Below are 19290 nucleotides of genomic sequence, written 5' to 3'. Positions count from 1 at the left end.
CCATCCGCCCCGTTACGTCCCCGCGCCGGCCCCTTCGCATCGCAGCTCTGCTGTGCGCCGCGGCGGCGGTCTGCGGCGCTTCGGGGTGCGGGAAAACGATCTCCCACGAAGCGACCCAGCAGCTCCTCACCGCGGACAGCATCGACCGGGCCGTCGCGGAACTGGACCTGTCCCCCTTCGCAGACCGGTCGGTGTACCTCGACACCGAGTTACTGGAACACAAGAAGCTCGACGCCGTCGGCATCGGCGCGCAGAACTATCTGATCGGGTCGCTCCGCCAACAGCTGATGGCCGCCGGGGCCAAGCTGGAGGACAAGGCGACTGACGCGGAGTTCATCGTCGAAGCGCGGGCCGGGGCGGTGGGCAGCGACTCGCACGAGGTGACGTACGGGATGCCGGCGAACTCGTTGCTGTCCTCCGCGGCCAGCTTCGTGCCGAACAGCCCGCCGCTGCCGGTGATCCCGGAACTGTCCGTCGCCAAGCAGGCCCAAGAGCACGCGGCGACCAAACTGCGTCTGTTCGCCTACCACCGGGAGCGCCGGGAGATCGTCTGGCAAAGCGGCGACGCGAGCGCCAACTCGCGCGCCTCGCACACCTGGCTGCTGGGCGCCGGCCCGTTCGAGAAAGGCCAGATCTACGACGGCCCCCGCTTCGCCGGCGACAAGCTGAGCATCGTTCCGAAGTGGCTCCGTAAGAAAGAGCCCGTGGCGCACGACCCGATCGCTTCGCTTGAGAACTACAACGAACCTCGGGTGTACGGCCTCGATCCGGCCCCGCCCCCGCCGGAGCCGGTCCCGCCCGCGGCCGGCGGCGAGGTGCAACTGGCCTCCGCCGAGAAATCCACGGACGAGAAACCGGCGGAGAAGAAGCCCGCGGAGAAGAAACCGGCGGAGAAGAAGGAGGACGCGGCGAAACCCCAACCCGTCGCCGACGCCCCTCCGCCCAAGCCCGACCCGAAGCCCGAGCCGACAAAGTAAACGCCGGCTCGGCGACGGCCGGTGGACGGCCCGGCGCCGCTTGACGCCGTCGGCGCACGGCCGGTTCACTGCGGGGCGACGTTTTCTCGCCCCCCTGCTCCGGTCGCCCGATGTCCGCCGCGTTCACGCTCGTTCTGCTCTGCGCCCCCGGCTTCGCCGATCACCACGAAGGCGACGCCAAGGCGGGCGAGCCGATCGTGTTGTTCGACGGCAAGAGCCTCGACGGCTGGACGGCGGTGCTCGCCGACGACACCGATCCGAAGACGGTCTGGAGCGTCGAAGACGGCCTGCTGAGGTGCACCGGTCGGCCCAAGGGCTATATCAAGACCGATCGGCAATTCAAGAACTATTCGCTGTCGGTCAAGTGGCGCTGGACCGGCAAGCCCGGCAACAACGGCGTGTTGGTGCACGCGACCACGCCGAACGCTTTGAACGTCTGGCCGATGTGCCAGGAGGTGCAGTTGATGAACGGCAACGCGGGCGATTTCTGGGTGATCGGCAGCGAGATTAAAATTCCGCTCGAAGGCGTGCCCGGCTATGAGAAGATGGTGCAGGGTCGCCGCCATTTGAACTTCGTCGACGGCGCCGAGAACCCCGTCGGCGAGTGGAACGAGATGACCGTCATCTGCCGCGACGCGACGATCACCGTGCTGGTGAACGGCAAGCTGGTGAACTACGGCTTCGACAGCACCGTGACCGAAGGCAGCGTCTGCCTGCAAAGCGAAGGGGCGCCGATTGAATACAAGGACATCGTCCTGACGCCGCTGGCAGACTGAGCGGGCCGACCGCTACCAGAGTCCCGCGACGGACCCCGCCGCGCAGATCAGCAGGATCGGCGGCCACACGTTGAGCGGCAGGAAGAAAAACGAATCTTGAATGCGGAACCACGCGGGGACGGCGCCGTTCTGCAAGTCGCGTCGCCGGATCGCCAGGTCGATCGCGGTCAGGATCACCGCCGACGCGCACAGGGCGGCCGGCAGGGGCCAGAGTTCCCGCTGATAAAACAGATCGTCGCCGGTCGCTCGCTCGACGACGTACTCGCAAGCCAGACAGCAGCCGAACGAGATTGCCGGGACCGTCCAGCCGTATCCAGTGAAGATCAGCATGGGTTCGGCGGGGACGAGGGGGGAACGGATTCTAACCCCGACGCGATCGCGGGGGGCGGCCTGCGACGCCCGGCCCGGTTGAGTCGGCCCGGTCGCCCCGGCTACCCTGATCGGTACAGTCTCTCACTGTACCCGCCATGCGTGCGCCGGGGCGCCGCCCGCCCGCTCCGTCGACCTACCAACGCCCGAAGCGACCGCCGATGACCCGTTCCCTGCTGCTCTCCCGGTTTCTGTGGCTGACAGCCGCCGTCGCGCTCGCCGCGAGTCCGGCGTTCGCACAGCTCTCGCCGATGAAAGACAACGGCCCGATCCCTGACAACGCGAAGTACGGCCAAGCCGACGTCTTCCGCGAATTGACGGAGATCCTGCCCACCCCCAACGCCTACCGCACGGCCAGCGGCGCCCCGGGGCACGAATATTGGCAGCAGCGGGCCGACTACACGATCGACGTCACGCTGAACGAGGACGAACACACCCTCACCGGCGCCGAGACCGTCGTCTACCACAACAACAGCCCGGACCGGCTGGAATATCTGTGGATGCAGCTCGACGCGAACCTGTTCACCCCGGACAGCCTCGCCCGCCGCACGGCTTCCGGGCCGAGCGAAATGAACGATATGTCGTTCGACGCCCTGAAAGCGATGCTCGCCGCGGAGACGTTCGACGGCGGATTCAAGATCGACAAGGTCGCCGCCGGCTCCAAGGACGCGGACGGCCCGGACCTGCCGCACGCCATCGTCGACACCATGATGCGGGTCGATCTGCCCAAGCCGCTCGAACCGGGGGCGAGTTATACGTTCAACGTAAGCTGGCACTACAATATTAACAACGTGGACGAGATCGGCGGCCGGACCGGCTACGAGCCGCTGGACGACGGCAACGATCTGTTCTGCATCGCCCAGTGGTTCCCCCGCATGTGCGTCTACGGCGACGCCGTCGGCTGGCAGCACAAACAATATTACGGCCGCGGCGAATTCGCCCTCGAACTGGGCGACTACGACGTCACGATCACCTGCCCCGCAGACCTCATCGTCTCCGCGACCGGCGTGCTGCAGAACCCCGGCGAGTGCCTCACCGAAACGCACCGTGAGCGTCTGGAGTCGGCGAAGACCTCCGAGACGCCGGTGTTCGTCGTCACGCAGGCCGAATCTGACGAGGCCCGCAAGACCCGCAACGAAGGCGGCAAGACGAAGAGCTGGCAGTGGAAAGCCAAAAACGTCCGCGACTTCGCCTTCACCGCCAGCCGGGCGTTCATCTGGGACGCCTGGGGCCGCACGATCCCGGACGAAGATTCCAAAAGCGGCGAGCACTTCGTGATGTGCCAGAGCCTGTATCCCAGCGAGTGCGAACCGCTGTGGAGCCAATACAGCACCCAGGCGATCGCGCATTGCGTGGAAGTGTATAGCAAGTTCACCTTCCCCTACCCGTACCCGAACGCGATCAGCGTGTACGGAGTCGTCGGGGGCGGGATGGAATACCCGATGATCTGTTGGAACGGTCCGAAGCCGGAGGAGGACGGCACCTACACCGCCCGCACGAAATACTTCCTGATCTCCGTGGTGATCCACGAAGTCGGCCACAACTGGTTCCCGATGATCGTCAACAGCGACGAACGCCGTTGGACCTGGATGGACGAGGGCCTGAACACCTTCCTGCAGTACCTGGCGGAACAGGAATGGGAGGACGAGTACCCCTCCCGCCGCGGGCGGCCGGAGGACATCGCCTCCTATATGAAAAGCACCACGCAGGTGCCGATCATGACGAACTCCGAATCGCTGCTGCAGTTCGGCTCCAATGCCTACGCCAAGCCGGCGACGGCGCTGAACATCCTGCGGGAGACGATCCTCGGCCGCGACCTGTTCGACAAAGCGTTCAAAACCTACGCCCGCCGGTGGAAGTTCAAGCATCCGGAGCCCGCCGACTTCTTCCGCACGATGGAGGACGCCAGCGGTCGGGATCTCGACTGGTTCTGGCGGGGCTGGTTCTACACCACCCAACATGTGGACTTGGGCGTCTCCAATTTGCGTGTCTATACCGTGGACGCCGGCGATCCGGTGGACAAGGAGAACCGCGAGCGGGCCGAGGAGCAGGAGGAGCCGGAGACGCTGTCCGACCGGCTCAATAAAGATCTCCCCAAGCGCCTCGCGGAGTTCCCCGAGCTGGCGGACTTCTATAACAGCTACGACGAACTCAAGGCGACCAACAAGTCGATCAGGTCTTACAAAGAGTTCCTCGAAAAGCTCGACGAAGAGCAACTCCGGCTGCTCAAGAACGACGCGAAGTTCTACATGGTCGACATCACCAACGACGGCGGCCTGCCGATGCCGGTGATTCTGAAGCTGACCTACGCGGACGGTTCGACCGAGGAAGTGCGGATCCCCGCGGAGATCTGGCGGGCGAACATTCAGAAGGTCACCAAGGTGTTGATGCGGAAGAAAGCCGTCGAAAAGGTCGAACTCGACCCGAACCGCGAGACCGCCGACGTGGACCGCAGCGACAACATGCTGCCCCGCGAGATCGTGGAAAGCCGCTTCAAACTGTTTAAGAAGAAGACGGAGTCCAACCCGATGCAGGAGGCCCGGAAAGAAGCGGAGCGAGCGGCGAAGGAGAAGGCCGCGAAAGAGAAAGCGGCCGCCAAAGCCGCCGCCGAGGCGAAGACGGACACGGAGTCCCCCGACGAAGCCGCGGAGGAAAAGGCCGAAGCCGAGGCGCCGCGGTCTGAGAACTAACGGAATCGCCTCCCCCGGAGCGATCGCGAGGGCGTCCGCGTAGCGGGCGCCCTCGTTTTCGTTTGGGTCTCGAATGTTTCCGGGACAGTCCTCGGCGCCGGGGGCCGGGTGGGTGCGATCGGCGGCCGCCGATGTGTATGGTCGACTCCCGGGCGACCGTTCCGTCCCGCGCCGCCCCTCTTCGGAGCGGCATTCGGCCTTAGAAAGCATCGAGATGACGCCGCAATCGCTCGCCAGCCTCCTCAGCATCGCCTCCCTGCTGGGCGTCGCTTCCCCGCTCCTCGCGGCCGATGCAGCGGCCGACGAAACGCCGCGTCCCAACGTCGTCCTGATCTTTATCGACGATATGGGGTACGGCGACGTCGGGTTCAACGGCGCCGTCGTTCCCCAAACGCCGAACCTCGATCGTCTGGCGGCCGAGGGGATGAAGTTTACGGACTTCTACGTCGGCTGCGCGGTCTGCTCCGGCTCGCGGGCGGCGCTGTTGACGGGCTGTCATTATCAGCGGGTCGGCATGAAGCCGGTGCTGTTTCCGAACAGTTCCGAGGGACTGCATCCCGACGAAACGACCCTCGCGGACATGCTCAAAGACGCCGGCTATCGCACCGCCTGCGTCGGCAAGTGGCATCTCGGGCACCTTCATCCCTGCCTGCCGACGGATCAGGGGTTCGAGAGCTACTGGGGCATCCCGTACAGCAACGATATGTGGATCGACCCGGCCAACAAAATCGCGGAGGACGTGCTCCTGCGGGACGGAGTGACCGTCGCGGACCTTAAAGCGGGACAGAAGCGAAAGAACGCCGTCCCGATCTTCAAAGACGACGAAGTCGTCGAATACCCCGCCGATCAGTCCACCCTCACGAAGCGTTATACGGAAGAGTCCGTCCGGTTCATTCAAGAGCACAAAGAGGAGCCGTTCTTTCTCTATCTGCCGCACACGATGGTGCATTTGCCGTTGGCGGTCTCCGAAGCCTTCGACGATCCGGATAAGACGTTGATCACCAACGCGATCGAGGAGGTCGACTGGTCGGTCGGCCAGATCGCCGACGCGATCGACGCGGCGGGCCTCGGGGAGAACACGTTGATCATCTTCACCAGCGACAACGGCGCGGCGGTCGGATCGTCGCTGCCGCTGCGGGCTAAGAAAGGCAGCGTGTATGACGGCGGGATCCGGGAACCGACCGTGATGCGGTGGACCGGCGCGATTCCCGCCGGCGCCGTCTGCCGAGAGGTCGCGGCGTCGATCGATCTGATGCCGACGCTCGCACACCTCAGCGGCGGGCAGTTGCCGACCCGCAAGATCGACGGCAAAAACATCTGGCCGTTGATGAGCGGCGAAGAGAACGCCCGCAGTCCGCACGAGGCGTACGTCTTGATGCACGGCCCGGGCACGGTCCGCAGCGGACAATGGAAGTTCTACCCCTGGCCCGAGGGGCAGGATCGTCGCGGTCGCCGTCCGGGCGTCAAACCGTCGGAGTTCCCCGTGCAGTTATACGACACCGTCGCGGACATCGGCGAAACCCGGAACGTGGCCGCCTCGCACCCGGAGGTCGTCCAACGGTTGCAAACGGCCTACGACGAGCACGTCCGCGAGATTGAAGCGAACCGACGCCCCACGGCGTCCCTCGTGCGTCCCGAGGACGCCCCCTCATCCGCACGGCCCGCAAACAGCCGATCGAACCGGCCGAATCGCCCGGCTTCGCGATGAGAGGAAGCGCCGGGGGCGGCGATGGGGTTGTTCGTCACGCGTCACCGATGCCGGTACGTTGGTCGCTCCGCGGAGCCGCCGAGGCTCCGGCCGAAATGACACGCAGGAAATCCTCATGCCCGCCCTCGGATCGCGTCGCCGACTGCTGCGTCGCCTGTGCCTTTCGTTGGCTGCGCTCGCATTGTCGATGTGGGCGTCGCCGGCCGGGGCGCAATCGCCCAGCGGCGGCGAGCCGGGGACGAAGAACGGCTATCTGCTGGTCCCCAACGGCCCGGTCTCGCAGGAGTTCGACGCCGGCTTCTCCATGTACGTCGCCGCGTGGCCGATGCTGCAGACCTACCCCGGTCAAGAGTTCCAATCCGGCCTGTTCGGCACCTGGATGCACCCGTATCACGAGACGAAGTCCGAGGAGAAGCTTTATAACACCATCGAAGGCGGACTCGGCTGGTGGCGGGACACCCGCTTCGCGACGGAGACGCCAAAGTTCATCACCGGCGGGGTCGCGCTGAATTTCTCCGCCTGGGCGAACGGCCCCGGCGCCGGCAAGGGGCGGGATTGGGACAACCCACGCGGCAAGTACGCCGTCGTGCAATTAAGTCCCCGGGTTCTTTGGCCGCCCGACGGTTTGAACCTGAAACAGGGAACCAACGGCGAGCTGTTCGGCTACGGCTGGCTGCCGCTGCCGCTGATCGACCCGCAACCCACGACCGACGGCGCGCCCGTCCCCACCGGCGGACAGTCCTGGACGCTGTTCCTCAACACGGACAACCTGAAGGGACCGATCGTCTTCTTCGCCCCCTCCTTCTGGTCCCGGCCGACCGTCGAGCGGCCGGACCTGGCGGGCATGTTTCTCGACGCCCGGCCCTCCAAGGCGAATCGGGCGTTGCAGATGGAAACGCAATTCATCCCCGCCGTGCTGGCGACGGCGGAGGACGGAACCCGCTACGCCCGCGTCGCCCGCACGTTGTTCCCCGCCAATCGCCAGGGGCCAGCGGAAGCCCCGAAGGGCGAGCCGCAGGAGGGGGAAGTCGCCTCGGTCACGGTGCATAAGGTGACTTCTTATCGCCGAGCGGCCCTGTGGGATGACGTCGAGCGCTGGTTCGACGGCGGCGCCCCGGCGAGCGGCCGGATCGACGCGGAGCAAGCCGCCCTCCACCCCTTCCCGGGCCGCGGCGGATCGACGTGGCGCATCGCCGAGCGTGGGGCGCAGCGGGAGGATCGCATTCGGCTCGATTGGGATGCGATCGCCACGCCGACCGCCTTCTCCGAGGACACCTACGGGCTCCGCTGGAATCCCGAACTGACTCGGCAGGTGGAAGTGGACGGCAAGGCCTGCGTCCTGCTGCCGGAGTACTACCGGCTGGGCGAGGATCAGCGGGGGCAACCTCTCTGGAAGCCGATCGCCGAGTCGGCTGTTCCCTCCTCCGTGCAATTCGACGAATCCAAGCTGACCACGCCCGGCGCCGACCAGCACGGTCCTTATATCACGCCGGACGACCCCGACAGCGTGTGGAACGCGCCCGGCCCGGTCGCCGGCCCGTTCACCGCCCGGCCCGGCGACGGCAGCGAGGTCACGTACTCCTGGTATCGCTTCGCCGATCAACCGGCGGTTCTCAAAGCCGGTCTGTCGGACGAAGAGCGGGAACGGCTTCAATCCCGCGTCGAACTGCTCCACCGGAACTGGACGCCGGACCGGGATTATCTCCCGCCGCCGGAATCCGGCTCGCTGGCCGAAATCGACCCCGCCCTGATCGTGACGCCGCCGAAGGGATTCGAGATCGGCTATGTGCCGATCGTCACGCGACAGGCGGCGGTCGAGGACGAGTGATCAGCGCCCTCCCGCGGGGTTCGCGTTTCTCTTCCGTGAAACCGGAGCGCAAGCTCCGGTCTCATCGCATCCACGGCGCTTTGATTTACTGACGAAGGCGGGCGCGCGAGCGCTCAGGCAGCCACGCTTTTCAACGGCTCGCGACGTTTGATCAGCGTGATCTCGTTGCCGGTCTCGTTGTGTCGCACCTCGTCCATGAAGTTCTGGATGAGCATGAGTCCGCGGCCGTGGGCGCGAATCAAGTTCTCCGGGTCGGTCGGGTCGGGAATTTTCGATGGATCGAACCCCGGCCCTTCGTCGCGGATCACGAACGTCACCTGTTCGGGAACGATCTGCGCCGTCAGCGTGACCTGCCGCTCCTGGTAGGGCGACTGCGTCCGTCGGTCGGCCCCCATCTGGGCGTATTCGCCCGGGCGGTCGTCGCGCAAAGCGGAATCGAGTTCCAAATTGCCGTGATCGACGGCGTTGACCAGCGCCTCCCGGAGGGCCAACGTGATTCTCAGCAGGCCGGTCTCGTCCAGATATTGCATGCCCCGCAGCTCTTCTTCGAAGCGCTGGACCATGCCGGTGACGATCTCCGGATCGTGGCCGAACACGAATCGGGCGTTGCACTCGACCAGGGAGCGAGACACGTGCTCCCGGGACCGTTCCTTCCGCATGACGCCGAAGATGTCGCTGAGCGTCGAATGCAGGATCCGTTCAAGCAGCCGCTTGGGAATATAACTGGCGGCGCCTTTCTGCAGCGCCTCGACCGCGATCGTTTCCGTGCCGTCGGCCGTCATTAAAATGACGGGGATGCGTTCGTACTGCTGACGGACGGCTTCGACCAGTTCGAGTCCGTTCATGTTCGGCATGTGCAAGTCCGTCAGCACCAGATCGGGCGGTCGCCGCTCGATGGCCTTCAACGCCTCCACGCCGTCGGCGGCGGACTCCGTTTCATAATCGGCGTCGGCGAGCATCATCTCGACCTGAACCGCCTGGGTCGGGCTGTCTTCGACGACGAGAATGCGCGACATCGGATCGACCTGGTCAGGGATTGACGTTAGTGAGTTTTAACAGGCGCGCCGCCATGCGTTGCGGCGATTCGGAGTGGTCGACGAGCCCGGCCTCCGCGGCCGCTCTGGGCATCCCATAGACCACGCACGTCTCCTTGCTTTGGGCCAGGACGAGACCGCCCGCTTGCCGAACGGCTCGGAGTCCGTCGACGCCGTCGCATCCCATCCCGGACATGATACAGGCAACGCCCTCCGCTCCATAGACCCGACCCGTCGACTCGAATAACGCCGAAGCCGCCGGGCGGAACCCGCCCAGCGGCGGATCGTCCGTGAGCGTCAGCCTCCCTTTGGAACCGAGGCACAGGTGGCGCCCCTCCGGACCGACATACACGACGCCCGGCCGAATTCGTTGTCCATGCTCGGCGGTCACCGCCTTCAACGCGATCGTATCGTTTAACCAGGCGACGAATCCGTCGAGAAATCCCGTACTGATGTGCTGCACGAGCAGAATCGGGGCCGGAAAATCGTCAGGCAGCGCCGACAGCAGTTGATCGAGCGCCACGGGGCCGCCCGTCGAAGCGGCGATCGCGATCACGCCGGGAATCCGGTGGTCGACGTCGACTTTCGGCGGAGCGGCCGGACGAAGCGGCGCCGGACGGATGCGAACCACTTTGACGTCGGCCATCGTCCGCAGCGTGTCCACGAGCGTTCGCCGGGATCGGTCAAAGCGGGGCGACGTCGGCGCCCCCGGTTTGCCGATCACCGCCAACGCTCCCGCCCGCAGCGACAGGATCGACTTCTCCACGTTCGGACTCTCCATACTGCCGCTGACGATGACGATCGGCGTCGGATGGGTCGACATGATCGCACGTGTGGCGGCGAACCCGTCCATGCGGGGCATCTGCACGTCCATCGACACGACGTCCGGCCGCAGCCGCTCCACCAGCTCCACGCCTTCGACCCCGTCGCGAGCCGTCCCGACCACCTCGATATCCGACTCGTGCTCAAGAATCGCCGTTAACAGATCGAGGGCGACCTGAGAATCATCGATGATGAGCACGCGTAACAACGCTCGGGCCTCGAAGAGATTTCATCAAGGAAACTGAATAAACTGCTCCACGGTCTCCAGCACTTCCGTCTGATCGAAGGCGCTTTTCACGAGATACGCGTCGGCGCCCACGTCCACGCCCCGTCGTTTGTCGGCGTCGCTGTCTCGGGAGGTCACCAGAATGATCGGCAGCTGTCCCTGAGTCGGGGAATTACGAATCAACTCGGTCAGTTCGAAGCCGTCCACCCGGGGCATATCGACATCGGAGACGACGAGGTCGATCGCCTCGCTCTGTAAACGCTCCCAGGCGTCCTGACCGTCCGGAGACCCGATGACGTCGTATCCGGCGGTCTCCAAGATGCTTTTTAGAAGCGTCCGCGTCGTGAGCGAATCGTCGACCACCAGCACGCGGGGGCACGGCCGCTTGTCCTCGCGGGTTCTAGGAAGGTCGGGCAGGGCGCGACGGACGTTCGTGCCCGCGCCGCCCGACTCCACGGACCGGAGGAGGTTATATGTATTGAGGAGCAACGCCAACTCCCCGGACCCGAGCGTGACGGCGCCGGACACATAGGGGACGGACAGGATGCGCGGCCCCAACGTCTTGATGACCGCTTCCCGCTCGGAGAGCGCCTGATCGACGAGCATGAGTAATTGCCGGTCGCCGACGCTGAGCAGGACGCCCGTTTGCAACCCGCCGGCGGGTTCCGAGGCGGACATTTCCAGCACGTTCGCGAGCGACGCCACCCGGACGGGCACGCCGCCCAGCGGGAGAACCGTCCGTCCCTGCTGCCGTTTCAACGCGGACGGATCGAACCGAACCAGCCGGGCGACTGTGCTGGTGGGGAACGCCAGCGTGCGTTCCCCGCAGCGGACGAACAGCGCCGACACCGTCGTCAACGTCAGCGGGACGGACAGCGTAAATCGGGCGCCCCGGCCCGGCTCCGTGACGATCTCGATCCGCCCGTGGAGCGATTCGATCCGACTCTTCACCACGTCCATGCCCACGCCGCGCCCGGAGACGTCGGTGACGACGTCCGCCGTGGAAAACCCGGGCAGGAAGATGCAATGGGCCAGTTCCTGATCGTCGATCGGCTCCGGCAGGCCGAGAGCGCGGACCCGCTGGCGAATCTTCGCGAGATCCAGTCCCCGGCCGTCGTCCGACACGGTGACGTTGACTTCCGCGCCCTGAATCGCGGCGCTGACCGTGACCGTGGCCGTCTCGGGCTTGCCGGCCCGCCGCCGGTCCTCCGGCGATTCGAGGCCGTGATCGACGGCGTTGCGAACCAGATGCAGCAGCGGATCGCCGAGTCCCTCGAGGACGCTCCGGTCGACTTCAATCTCTCCCCCCTCGATCACCAGCTCGGCGTCTTTCTCCTCCGTGCGGCAGACGTCGTGCACCGCCCGGGCCAGACCGCTGCACGCCTCGGCAAACGGGAGCATGCGAATGCGATGCACGTCCTCCTGCAGCGCGGCGCTGGCGAGTTTTAATTGGCGTGCATCCGCCGTCATCTCGCGGGCCAGGCGTTCCAGCCGCTCCTCGACCCGAGCGATCCGGTCCTCCGTCTCGTCGACCGCGCGGGCGGCTCGTTCCTTGAGTCGCGACGACCGTTGAACGAGCGGATCGACGCCGTCCCGCTGCACCAACTGACGGAGCGTGCCGACGATGCCCCGCCACTCGGCTCGCCAGGAATGCAGACCCTCGATTAGCCCTTCGAGATCCCCCGGCCGCGCCTCCACCCGTTGGCGAGCGACGAGCAACTCGCCGGATTGAGCCAGAAGCGAGTCGAGTTTCTCCTCGGCGACGCGAATCGTCGTCGGCAACGACCGGCTCGGTGAACTCGCGTCCTTCGGCGGCTCCTTCGCCGGCGGGGAGACCGACTCGGCTGCCCGGGACGGCTGTGGGACGCGCGATTCTGGGGCCGGCGGCGCAGTCGGCGGCGGGGCCGGTTCGGCCGGCGGCGTGGGCTCCGATTCATGGAGCGTCGGCGGCGCGGCGGCGACCTGCGCGCCAGGTCGGCCCGCCGATTTGTGCCCCCCGACTTCGTCGATTCGCTGCATGAGGCCGTCGAGGACGGCCCGATCGACGCCGGCCTGCTCGCGGAGTTGCATGCCGGCCGACTCAATCGCATCGGCGACGTCCAGTAATAAACCGCACACCTTCGGCGTGGGCTGCAACCGCTCGTCGCGCAGGCCGCTGAAGACGTTCTCCATACGATGGCAGACTTGCTCGATGCTCGGCTGATCGACGGCTCGGGCGGCTCCCTTCAAGCTGTGCGCCGCTCGAAACAACCGCGTCAGCCGCTCCTCGCGATCGTCGCCGACCGGGTCGGCTTCCAAGGCGATCACTTCGTCATTGATGGTCCGCACGTGCCCGACCAATTCGTCGAGGAACGTCGCCATTAATCGTTCGAGGAGCCGGGCCTTATCCATCGTTATGCCTGCCCCTCGCGGTCGATGAGATCGCGCAGCCGCTGGCCCAGGTCGTTCAGGTCGGCGGCGGACTGCTCCGCCTGCTGGGTGGCCGCGAGGGTCTGCTTGGTGGCCTGATCGATATGAGACATCGCCTCGTTGATCTGTTGCATCGCGCCGGCCTGTTGACCGGAGGACGCCACGATCTGCGACGCGGACCGGGCGGCGACGCTGATGGTACCGGCCAATTTTTCGATGGTTTCCTCCGCCCGTTTGACGACCTGCCGCGCCTCATGCATGGTCCGCGTGCCCTGCTCCGTGGAGATCACGGCTTTATTGGTCGCCTGTTGAATCTCGCCGAGGATCTCGCGGACCTGGTTCGTCGCCTTTTTGGACTGCTCCGCCAAGGCTTTAATCTCCGTCGCCACGACGGAGAAGCCTTTGCCGTGCTCGCCGGCCCGGGAGGCTTCGATCGAGGCGTTGATCGCCAGCAGGTTCGTTTGATCGGCAAGGTCGTCGACGGTGGAGATAATCTTGCTGATCGCCTGGGCCCGCTCCGCGAGCGCCAGTATATTTTCCGCGGTCGATTCCACCTGTTCCCGGACGTGCTCCATCGCCGAGAACGTCTGTTCGACCGCGTCGCGACCGGATTGACTGACCTCGTCCGCCTGACGAGACGATTGGGCCACCTCTTCGGCGCGTCCGCGCGCCTGTTCCGCGGTCTGGGTCAATTCCTCGACGGTCGTCGCCGTCTCCGTCACGCTGGAGGCCTGCTCCTGGGCGCTGCGGGCCTGCTCGGCCGTGGTGGACAGGATCTGAGCGCTGGAAGTCGCGAGATGGCGAACGGCCTCGCGGATGCCTTGGAACAGGCGATCCCGCTCCGCTTCCGCCTCTTTGCGGTCCGCGATGTCCTGAAGCGTGGCGATATACAGCCGGTCGCCTTTGTGATCGATCTGAGTGACGCGCAGCGCGATCGGAAATTCGTCGCCCCTACGGTTCCGGCCGGTCACTTCGACCTCCGCGCCGAGTCGGCGCACCTCCCCTTCCTTCAGCGGGGAACGATCGCGCTCGACCATCTGGCGGGCGAGCGCCGACACCAACCGGCCGGCGTCCTGCCCGCGGATCTCCTCGACGGGATAATCGAACAATTGCAGGGCGGGCTGGTTGATATTCACGATCCGACCGTCGGCGTCGACGGTGATAATGCCGTCCGCGGTGGAGTCGAGAATGGCCCGGGTCCGCCGCTGTTCGGATTCCGCTTCCGTGATCGACTGCCGCAGCGTGCCCGTCATCCGGCGGAACGAATCCGCCAACGTCCGAACCTCGCCCATGGCGTGGATCGTCGGCACGTCGGCGTCCAAATCGCCCGCGGCGATGCGGTCGGACGACAGGGCCAGTTGATGCAACGCCTGGGTGATTCGCCCGGAGAACCACCACACCAACAGCCCCCCGACGGAGCCGACCAACAGCCCCGCCAGCGGGATCCGGACGGCCAGATCGGTAATCGGCGCCAGAGCGACGTCGGCGTCGATGCTGGGCGCCACGGCCAGGAATCGGCTCGGCTCCTGCGGCATAAAGTAGAGTTTCTCGTAACAGGCGATCAGCGCCGTTCCGTCGCGCTCGTCCTCGGCGACCACCCGTTGAACGGCGTCCGGACCGTCCGGCTCCAACAGCAATTTCCCCCGGACCGGCTTGTCCTTTCGATACTCTCTGTTCGAAATGACGTACTGAGGATCTTCTCCCGAATAGACGTACAGCCCCCGATCGTCCACCACGTCCAGATATCCGGACTCGATGGTGTCCGCGGCTTCGTGGAAGATCGTCTCGGCGTCCACGACGAATAAAAAGACGCCGCGAAACTCGCCGGTCGTATCAAAGCAGGGCGTCGCCACGTCGATGGTCAGCGTCCTCGAAGCCCGGTGGACGGGCGAGACGTATACGGCGCCGCTGGGCAATGCCGCCGTCCCGGAGAAGGTCTCCCGCTTGCCGCCGGCCGGGGTCGATTGCGTGGCGACTTCCGGCTCGCCGTTGGCGTTCCGGGTGACGTGGAGCATCGGCTCGCCCGCCCCCCCCAATAACATCCCGCTGCGGTATTCAGGATGAGCGTTCATCTGCGAAGCGACGATCGTCGCCAGCCGATCGATCCAGATCTCGGTCGTCGAGCCGACCTGCTCCAAATCGGTCCCGTCGTTGTCGAGGCTCCGATAAATTCCCGGGATGGGCGGGAAGTCCCGGACCTGCAAGGCGATCGAGCCGGCCGTCGTGAGTTGGCGACCGATCGATTTCGCCGCCCGACTCGTCTCTTTGGCCAGTTTATTAAGCGTGATCTCGGTGACGACGGCGCGGCTTTCCGCCCAGGCGGCATATCCGAATCCCATCAACGACAGGACCAGCAGCGTCAGGGTGAACAAGCCGATCTGCCACCGCAGCGACAGGCCGGCGAATCGCTGGATGACGCTGCTGCGCGGGACGGCGGGCGTCATGGTCGGTCCCCCTTCAAGTCATGTTCGCGGCGCCTCGCTTTGGGTCGGTCGGCGCCGTTCATCGTTCTGCCCCGGTGACGTAAAGGCGCTGATCCCGCATCAAGGCGTCGCCGTCCAACAGCGACAAAGCGTCCGCGGTCACCCCCCGAATCAAACCCTCGCCGACCGCGGTCGCGGCGCGCGGCTTCATCACGGCGGAGAGCGGCAGCGCCCGCACTTCAAGCACGACGTCGGCCAGGATGCCGAACTCGTTGCGATCGCGGCCGCACACGATCAGCCATTCGCCGATCGGCCTGTCGGCGGACACGTTCAGGAACGTCCGCAGGTCCATCGCCGCCAGAATCTCGCCCCGCAGATTATAGATCCCTCTTAGAAAATCGGGCGTGTTGGGAATCGGCGTGACGGCCGGATGCCGGATCACCTCCCGCACCAACTCCGCTTCGATCGCGTATCGTTCGTCGGAGAACTGAAACGGGATCACGTCCCGCGTCGCTTCCGATTCCGAGGAATCGTCCGCCGGCCTGGCCAGTATTCTCGCCCGCTCGGCAAGAATCGCTTCGACCTCCCGAGAAGCCGCCAACCCGGTCGCCTGACCCTGCGGATCCCGGGGCGGCGGCCCCTCGAGCTTGGACGCAGACGCGGCGTCGGTCGGGATCATGGAACGGGAGCCGAGGGAGGTTCACCCTTGTCGGCGCTCATTGTCAGCCCTCCCGAGGCCGAGAGCCAGCGGGGACCGGGAACAAATCAAAATTCGCGTGGCCTTCCCGCCCATCGCGCCGGGCGACCGCCCGTCGGCGCCCCTCATGAGCCTCGGCGTCGGCCGACGTCTCATTTCACCGCCCCCGCCTCGCCCGCCGCCGTCTCGCCCGCCCCCGTCTCGCCCAGCAACCGCAATTGCTGATGAGCCGACTCCAGCAGCCGTCCGGCCGTTTCGCCGTCGCCGAGCGGGAGCGTCTCGTCCGCCGGCAGAGCGGCCGCGTAACGCTGGGCGTTTCGGAAGGCGCGGCGCGCCTCCTCCGCCCTCCCCAGCCGGCGGAACACCGCGCCCTGCGTGAAGTGGGCGATCGCCGCGGAGCGGTCCAGAAAGAGCGCTCGGCGTAATTGCTCCAGGGCCTCGGCGCTGCGACCGAGGTCGATGAATAGGATCGCGTGCAGATAGAGCAGTTCCTGCGACAGGCGATGCTGCCTGACCAACGCCGAACAGGCCTGCTCGGCCTCTTCGATCGATTGGAAGGTCAACGCGCGAACATGCAGCACGCCGGCCTCGACGGCGTCCGGGCGCTCCGGGGCCGCAGGCCCATCCGCCAGATACTCCCGGGTGAGCGTGACGGCGGAGGCATAATCGCCGGCTTCCATCGCCGCGCGGGCCGCGTGGAGCGTCTCCGCTCCGACGGATCGACGCCCGCCTTTCGTCGCCCCGGCCTGCTTCCGACCGGCGTGCTTGAACTCGGTCGAGCCGGATTCTCCCGATGAGGAATTGAGAGCCGTCGGTTCGCATGCAGCGGTCGGCGAACGCCCCGGTGCCTCAAACCTCGGCGGCGGAACCGACGCCGCGGGGATCGCCATATGCGGTCGCCGATAGACCAGGCCGGCGGGCGCCTCGATCACTTCAAAGCCTGCAAACGCAGCCGCCAGAGGGTCCGACGCTCCCAGAACCAGCCAGCCGCCCGGGACCAGGCACTCATAAAACTGACGACAGACGCGCGCCGTCGTCTGGCGATCGAAGTAGATCAAGACGTTGCGGCAAAAGATCAGATCCAGCCCCCAGGTGTCCGTCGCCAGCGACGGATATCGATCGGCGGAGAGATTGAGATATTCAAACACCGCCCGCCGTCGGATGCGCGGATCGAGCGCATAGACTCCGTCTTCCAACGATAAATAGCGCATCGCGACGGCACGCCACTCTCCCCGCAGCGACCACTCCCGATACCGCGCTTCGCGGGCGCGTCGGAGCGCCGGGCGAGACAGATCGGTCGCCAGCACCCGACCCTCGCCTGCGGGGTCGGCGTCCTGGAGCAGAATCGCCAGGGAATACGCCTCCTCGCCGGAGGAGCAGCCCGCGCTCCACAGCCGCGGGGAGCCGCCAGACCTCTTGCGAGACAGGAGGTCCGGAAAGATCCGATCGCGGACGAACTCGAATTGTCGCGTATCGCGAAAGAAGTACGTTTCCCCGACGGTGAGTTTTCCGACCAGATCGTCGAAGGCGCCGACGGTCGATTGCAACGTCCGTCGAAAGGCCGAGATCGACGAACACTGCGCCTCCCGCATGGCGCGTTCGATCGTCTCCCGCAACTGGTCGACGTGCCGATCGTGAAAGTCCAGACCCGTTCTCGCCGAGATGTCCGAGAGCAACGCCCGAACGTCTCGACGGTCCAGGCCGTTCATTCGACGACTCCCGCGGCGGCAGGTTCCGCGTGGCCGGCGCCCGCATGATCCCGGCGGAGCGGATCGCTCGATTCGACCAGTGCCCGCAACTTGTTCAGGTCCAGCAGGAACGTCACCCGGCCGTCCGCCTGCACCGATTCGGACATCACCGGCGAGTGCCGGCACGACTGCACGGCGTCCGCGGCGGCTTCGATCGTCGTCAGCCCTCCGTCCACCCGCAGCGCCCATGAGGCGTCTTGATGGTCGATGACGACCAGTGCGTCCGTCAGCGCCATCGGCTTCTCGGGCAACCCCACGGCGCCGCGTAGATCGACCACCGGCAACGTCCGGCCCCGCAGATTCAACAGACCTTCGATCCGACGGGAACGATCGATCGGCTCCGTCAACGCCACGGCTCGCAAGACTTCACGCACCGCCTCGATGCGTAGAGCGAACCGATGATCCCCGACCCGGAACTGCAGCAGCTGCACGTTCATCTCGCGAGCCTAACTGTCGCACCGGCGGGTCGCCATGAGAAAGCGTTTTCATGGCTCGGCGAGACGCATTCGGGCCGCCGCGATCACCGACGATAGGACGATCCTCTCCGGTCCTTGAACGATCCTCCAATCAAAGCGTTCAGTCGACTCAACGCCTCGGGGGAGTCGGGTACCGTACGCTGTCGCCGTCTCCGACGTCCCCCGAATCGCCGCTTAATGTCTTCCGAACGCCTCCGGCGCCACCACGCGGAACTCGCGTTTCGCATCAGGGACGCGATGCCCGAGGACGGCCGCACGGAAGTCGGCCCGGGCGTCTTCTTTAATCGCGCCTCCGCCGCCGGCGAAGTCTTTCACGCCGTGGCTCAGCCGTGCTTCTGCGTGATTGCTCAGGGCAGCAAGGAAGTACGGCTCGGCGACTCTCAGTTTCGCTACGATCCGGCCCGATACCTCATCACCACGATGGAACTGCCGGTCAGCGGGCAGGTGGTGCAGGCCTCCGCGGCAGAGCCGTACCTCAGCCTGCGTCTCCCGCTTGAATCTTCGCTCGTCACCTCCGTGCTGGCGGAGTCCGGCGCCCCGCCCGCCCGGGGCGGGCCGATCCCGAGCGGCATCGACGTCAGCGAATTGGACGAAGATCTGCTCGATGCGGTGGTTCGATTCGTGCGTCTCCTCGATCGGCCGCGGGAATACCGGGCGCTCGCCCCGCTGGTGATGCGGGAGATCGTGTTCCGGCTGTCGATCGGCGCCCAGGCGGAGCGGCTGCGACATCTCACGACGGTCGGCGGTCGGTCGCCCCGCATGGTCCGGGCGATCGCTCTGCTCAACGAACGCTTCGCCGAGACGCTCCGTATCGACGACGTGGCGGGCGAATTGAACATGAGTCCCTCCAGCTTCCATGCCCATTTCAAAGCAGCGACCGCAATGAGTCCGCTGCAGTTCCAGAAGCGGCTGCGGCTCCAGGAGGCACGCCGGCTGATGCTTGACGAAAGCAAGGACGCCGCCGAGGCCGGCTCCCTCGTCGGGTATGAAGACGCCTCTCAGTTCAACCGCGAATATAAACGCCAGTTCGGTCTCCCGCCCAAGCGCGACGTCGACCGCCTGCGCGGCGAACCGAGCGCCCCCGTCGCCGCTTGATCGCGGCTCCGT

The 19290-nt window shown here is 66.0% G+C and carries 14 protein-coding genes; 6 read left to right on the top strand and 8 right to left on the bottom strand.

Translation table 11 applies throughout. From position 1 onward, the window contains the following. The coding region (locus LzC2_RS05400; RefSeq protein WP_315854539.1) for a DUF6655 family protein at positions 1-977 on the top strand (977 nt) is incomplete at its 5' end. A 110-nt stretch (positions 978-1087) separates the two neighbouring features. Then, the gene (locus LzC2_RS05395; RefSeq protein ID WP_171184555.1) at positions 1088-1753 is read left to right on the top strand and encodes a 3-keto-disaccharide hydrolase; all 666 of its coding nucleotides are present in this window, start codon (positions 1088-1090) and stop codon (positions 1751-1753) included. Positions 1754-1765: 12 nt separating this feature from the next. Here LzC2_RS05395 and LzC2_RS05390 read toward each other — a convergent pair whose 3' ends face one another. Continuing rightward, a complete protein-coding gene (locus LzC2_RS05390) occupies positions 1766-2083 on the bottom strand; it encodes a hypothetical protein (RefSeq protein WP_171184553.1) in 318 nt (105 codons plus the stop codon). A gap of 200 nt (positions 2084-2283) precedes the next feature. Here LzC2_RS05390 and LzC2_RS05385 point away from each other — a divergent pair, with 200 nt between their 5' ends. The 3 genes from LzC2_RS05385 (at position 2284) to LzC2_RS05375 (ending at position 8348) form a co-directional block, all read left to right on the top strand. Then, a complete protein-coding gene (locus LzC2_RS05385; RefSeq protein ID WP_171184552.1) occupies positions 2284-4812 on the top strand; it encodes a M1 family metallopeptidase in 2529 nt (842 codons plus the stop codon). Positions 4813-5026: 214 nt separating this feature from the next. Then, positions 5027-6520 carry a sulfatase family protein gene (locus tag LzC2_RS05380; RefSeq protein ID WP_171184550.1) on the top strand — a complete coding sequence of 498 codons (1494 nt, stop codon included), beginning with the start codon at positions 5027-5029 and terminating at the stop codon, positions 6518-6520. Between the two features lie 115 nt (positions 6521-6635). Continuing rightward, positions 6636-8348, top strand: a complete 1713-nt coding sequence (locus tag LzC2_RS05375) for a hypothetical protein (protein WP_206678569.1) — start codon at positions 6636-6638, stop codon at positions 8346-8348. A gap of 113 nt (positions 8349-8461) precedes the next feature. Here LzC2_RS05375 and LzC2_RS05370 read toward each other — a convergent pair whose 3' ends face one another. From LzC2_RS05370 to LzC2_RS05340, 7 genes are all read right to left on the bottom strand, one after another. Then, positions 8462-9364, bottom strand: a complete 903-nt coding sequence (locus tag LzC2_RS05370) for an ATP-binding response regulator (protein ID WP_171184548.1) — start codon at positions 9362-9364, stop codon at positions 8462-8464. Positions 9365-9377: 13 nt separating this feature from the next. Beyond that, a complete protein-coding gene (gene cheB, locus LzC2_RS05365) occupies positions 9378-10403 on the bottom strand; it encodes a chemotaxis-specific protein-glutamate methyltransferase CheB (protein WP_315854541.1) in 1026 nt (341 codons plus the stop codon). A 33-nt stretch (positions 10404-10436) separates the two neighbouring features. Beyond that, positions 10437-12821 (bottom strand): hybrid sensor histidine kinase/response regulator, encoded by a 2385-nt coding sequence (locus LzC2_RS05360; RefSeq protein WP_171184544.1) that lies wholly within the window; start codon positions 12819-12821, stop codon positions 10437-10439. A gap of 2 nt (positions 12822-12823) precedes the next feature. After that, the gene (locus LzC2_RS05355; RefSeq protein ID WP_171184542.1) at positions 12824-15283 is read right to left on the bottom strand and encodes a methyl-accepting chemotaxis protein; all 2460 of its coding nucleotides are present in this window, start codon (positions 15281-15283) and stop codon (positions 12824-12826) included. Between the two features lie 58 nt (positions 15284-15341). After that, positions 15342-15941, bottom strand: a complete 600-nt coding sequence (locus LzC2_RS05350) for a chemotaxis protein CheW (protein ID WP_171184540.1) — start codon at positions 15939-15941, stop codon at positions 15342-15344. Between the two features lie 170 nt (positions 15942-16111). Continuing rightward, positions 16112-17668 (bottom strand): CheR family methyltransferase, encoded by a 1557-nt coding sequence (locus tag LzC2_RS05345; RefSeq protein ID WP_171184538.1) that lies wholly within the window; start codon positions 17666-17668, stop codon positions 16112-16114. Continuing rightward, positions 17665-18144: a chemotaxis protein CheW gene (locus tag LzC2_RS05340; RefSeq protein WP_171184536.1), complete on the bottom strand. Its 480-nt coding sequence runs from the start codon at positions 18142-18144 to the stop codon at positions 17665-17667. The genes LzC2_RS05345 and LzC2_RS05340 overlap by 4 nt, the downstream gene beginning before the upstream one ends. Positions 18145-18360: 216 nt before the next feature. Between LzC2_RS05340 and LzC2_RS05335 the strand changes: the two genes are divergently transcribed. After that, a complete protein-coding gene (locus LzC2_RS05335) occupies positions 18361-19278 on the top strand; it encodes an AraC family transcriptional regulator (protein WP_171184534.1) in 918 nt (305 codons plus the stop codon). Positions 19279-19290 lie beyond the last annotated feature (12 nt).

It is taken from the genome of Alienimonas chondri (genome assembly GCF_013036045.1).
In the GTDB taxonomy this organism is placed as follows: Bacteria; Planctomycetota; Planctomycetia; order Planctomycetales; family Planctomycetaceae; genus Alienimonas; species Alienimonas chondri.
Note: the sequence above shows the minus strand (reverse complement) of the source record. Positions and strands in the feature narration are given on the sequence as shown.

Excerpts from the sequence above, each read along its gene's own strand:
- LzC2_RS05380 (WP_171184550.1), top strand. The coding sequence starts at position 5,027 with ATGACGCCGCAATCGCTCGCCAGCCTCCTCAGCATCGCCTCCCTGCTG.
- LzC2_RS05340 (WP_171184536.1), bottom strand. The coding sequence starts at position 18,144 with ATGAACGTGCAGCTGCTGCAGTTCCGGGTCGGGGATCATCGGTTCGCT.
- LzC2_RS05355 (WP_171184542.1), bottom strand. The coding sequence starts at position 15,283 with ATGACGCCCGCCGTCCCGCGCAGCAGCGTCATCCAGCGATTCGCCGGC.
- LzC2_RS05345 (WP_171184538.1), bottom strand. The coding sequence starts at position 17,668 with ATGAACGGCCTGGACCGTCGAGACGTTCGGGCGTTGCTCTCGGACATC.
- LzC2_RS05335 (WP_171184534.1), top strand. The coding sequence starts at position 18,361 with ATGTCTTCCGAACGCCTCCGGCGCCACCACGCGGAACTCGCGTTTCGC.
- LzC2_RS05360 (WP_171184544.1), bottom strand. The coding sequence starts at position 12,821 with ATGGATAAGGCCCGGCTCCTCGAACGATTAATGGCGACGTTCCTCGAC.
- LzC2_RS05375 (WP_206678569.1), top strand. The coding sequence starts at position 6,636 with ATGCCCGCCCTCGGATCGCGTCGCCGACTGCTGCGTCGCCTGTGCCTT.
- LzC2_RS05385 (WP_171184552.1), top strand. The coding sequence starts at position 2,284 with ATGACCCGTTCCCTGCTGCTCTCCCGGTTTCTGTGGCTGACAGCCGCC.
- LzC2_RS05350 (WP_171184540.1), bottom strand. The coding sequence starts at position 15,941 with ATGATCCCGACCGACGCCGCGTCTGCGTCCAAGCTCGAGGGGCCGCCG.
- LzC2_RS05370 (WP_171184548.1), bottom strand. The coding sequence starts at position 9,364 with ATGTCGCGCATTCTCGTCGTCGAAGACAGCCCGACCCAGGCGGTTCAG.
- LzC2_RS05395 (WP_171184555.1), top strand. The coding sequence starts at position 1,088 with ATGTCCGCCGCGTTCACGCTCGTTCTGCTCTGCGCCCCCGGCTTCGCC.
- LzC2_RS05390 (WP_171184553.1), bottom strand. The coding sequence starts at position 2,083 with ATGCTGATCTTCACTGGATACGGCTGGACGGTCCCGGCAATCTCGTTC.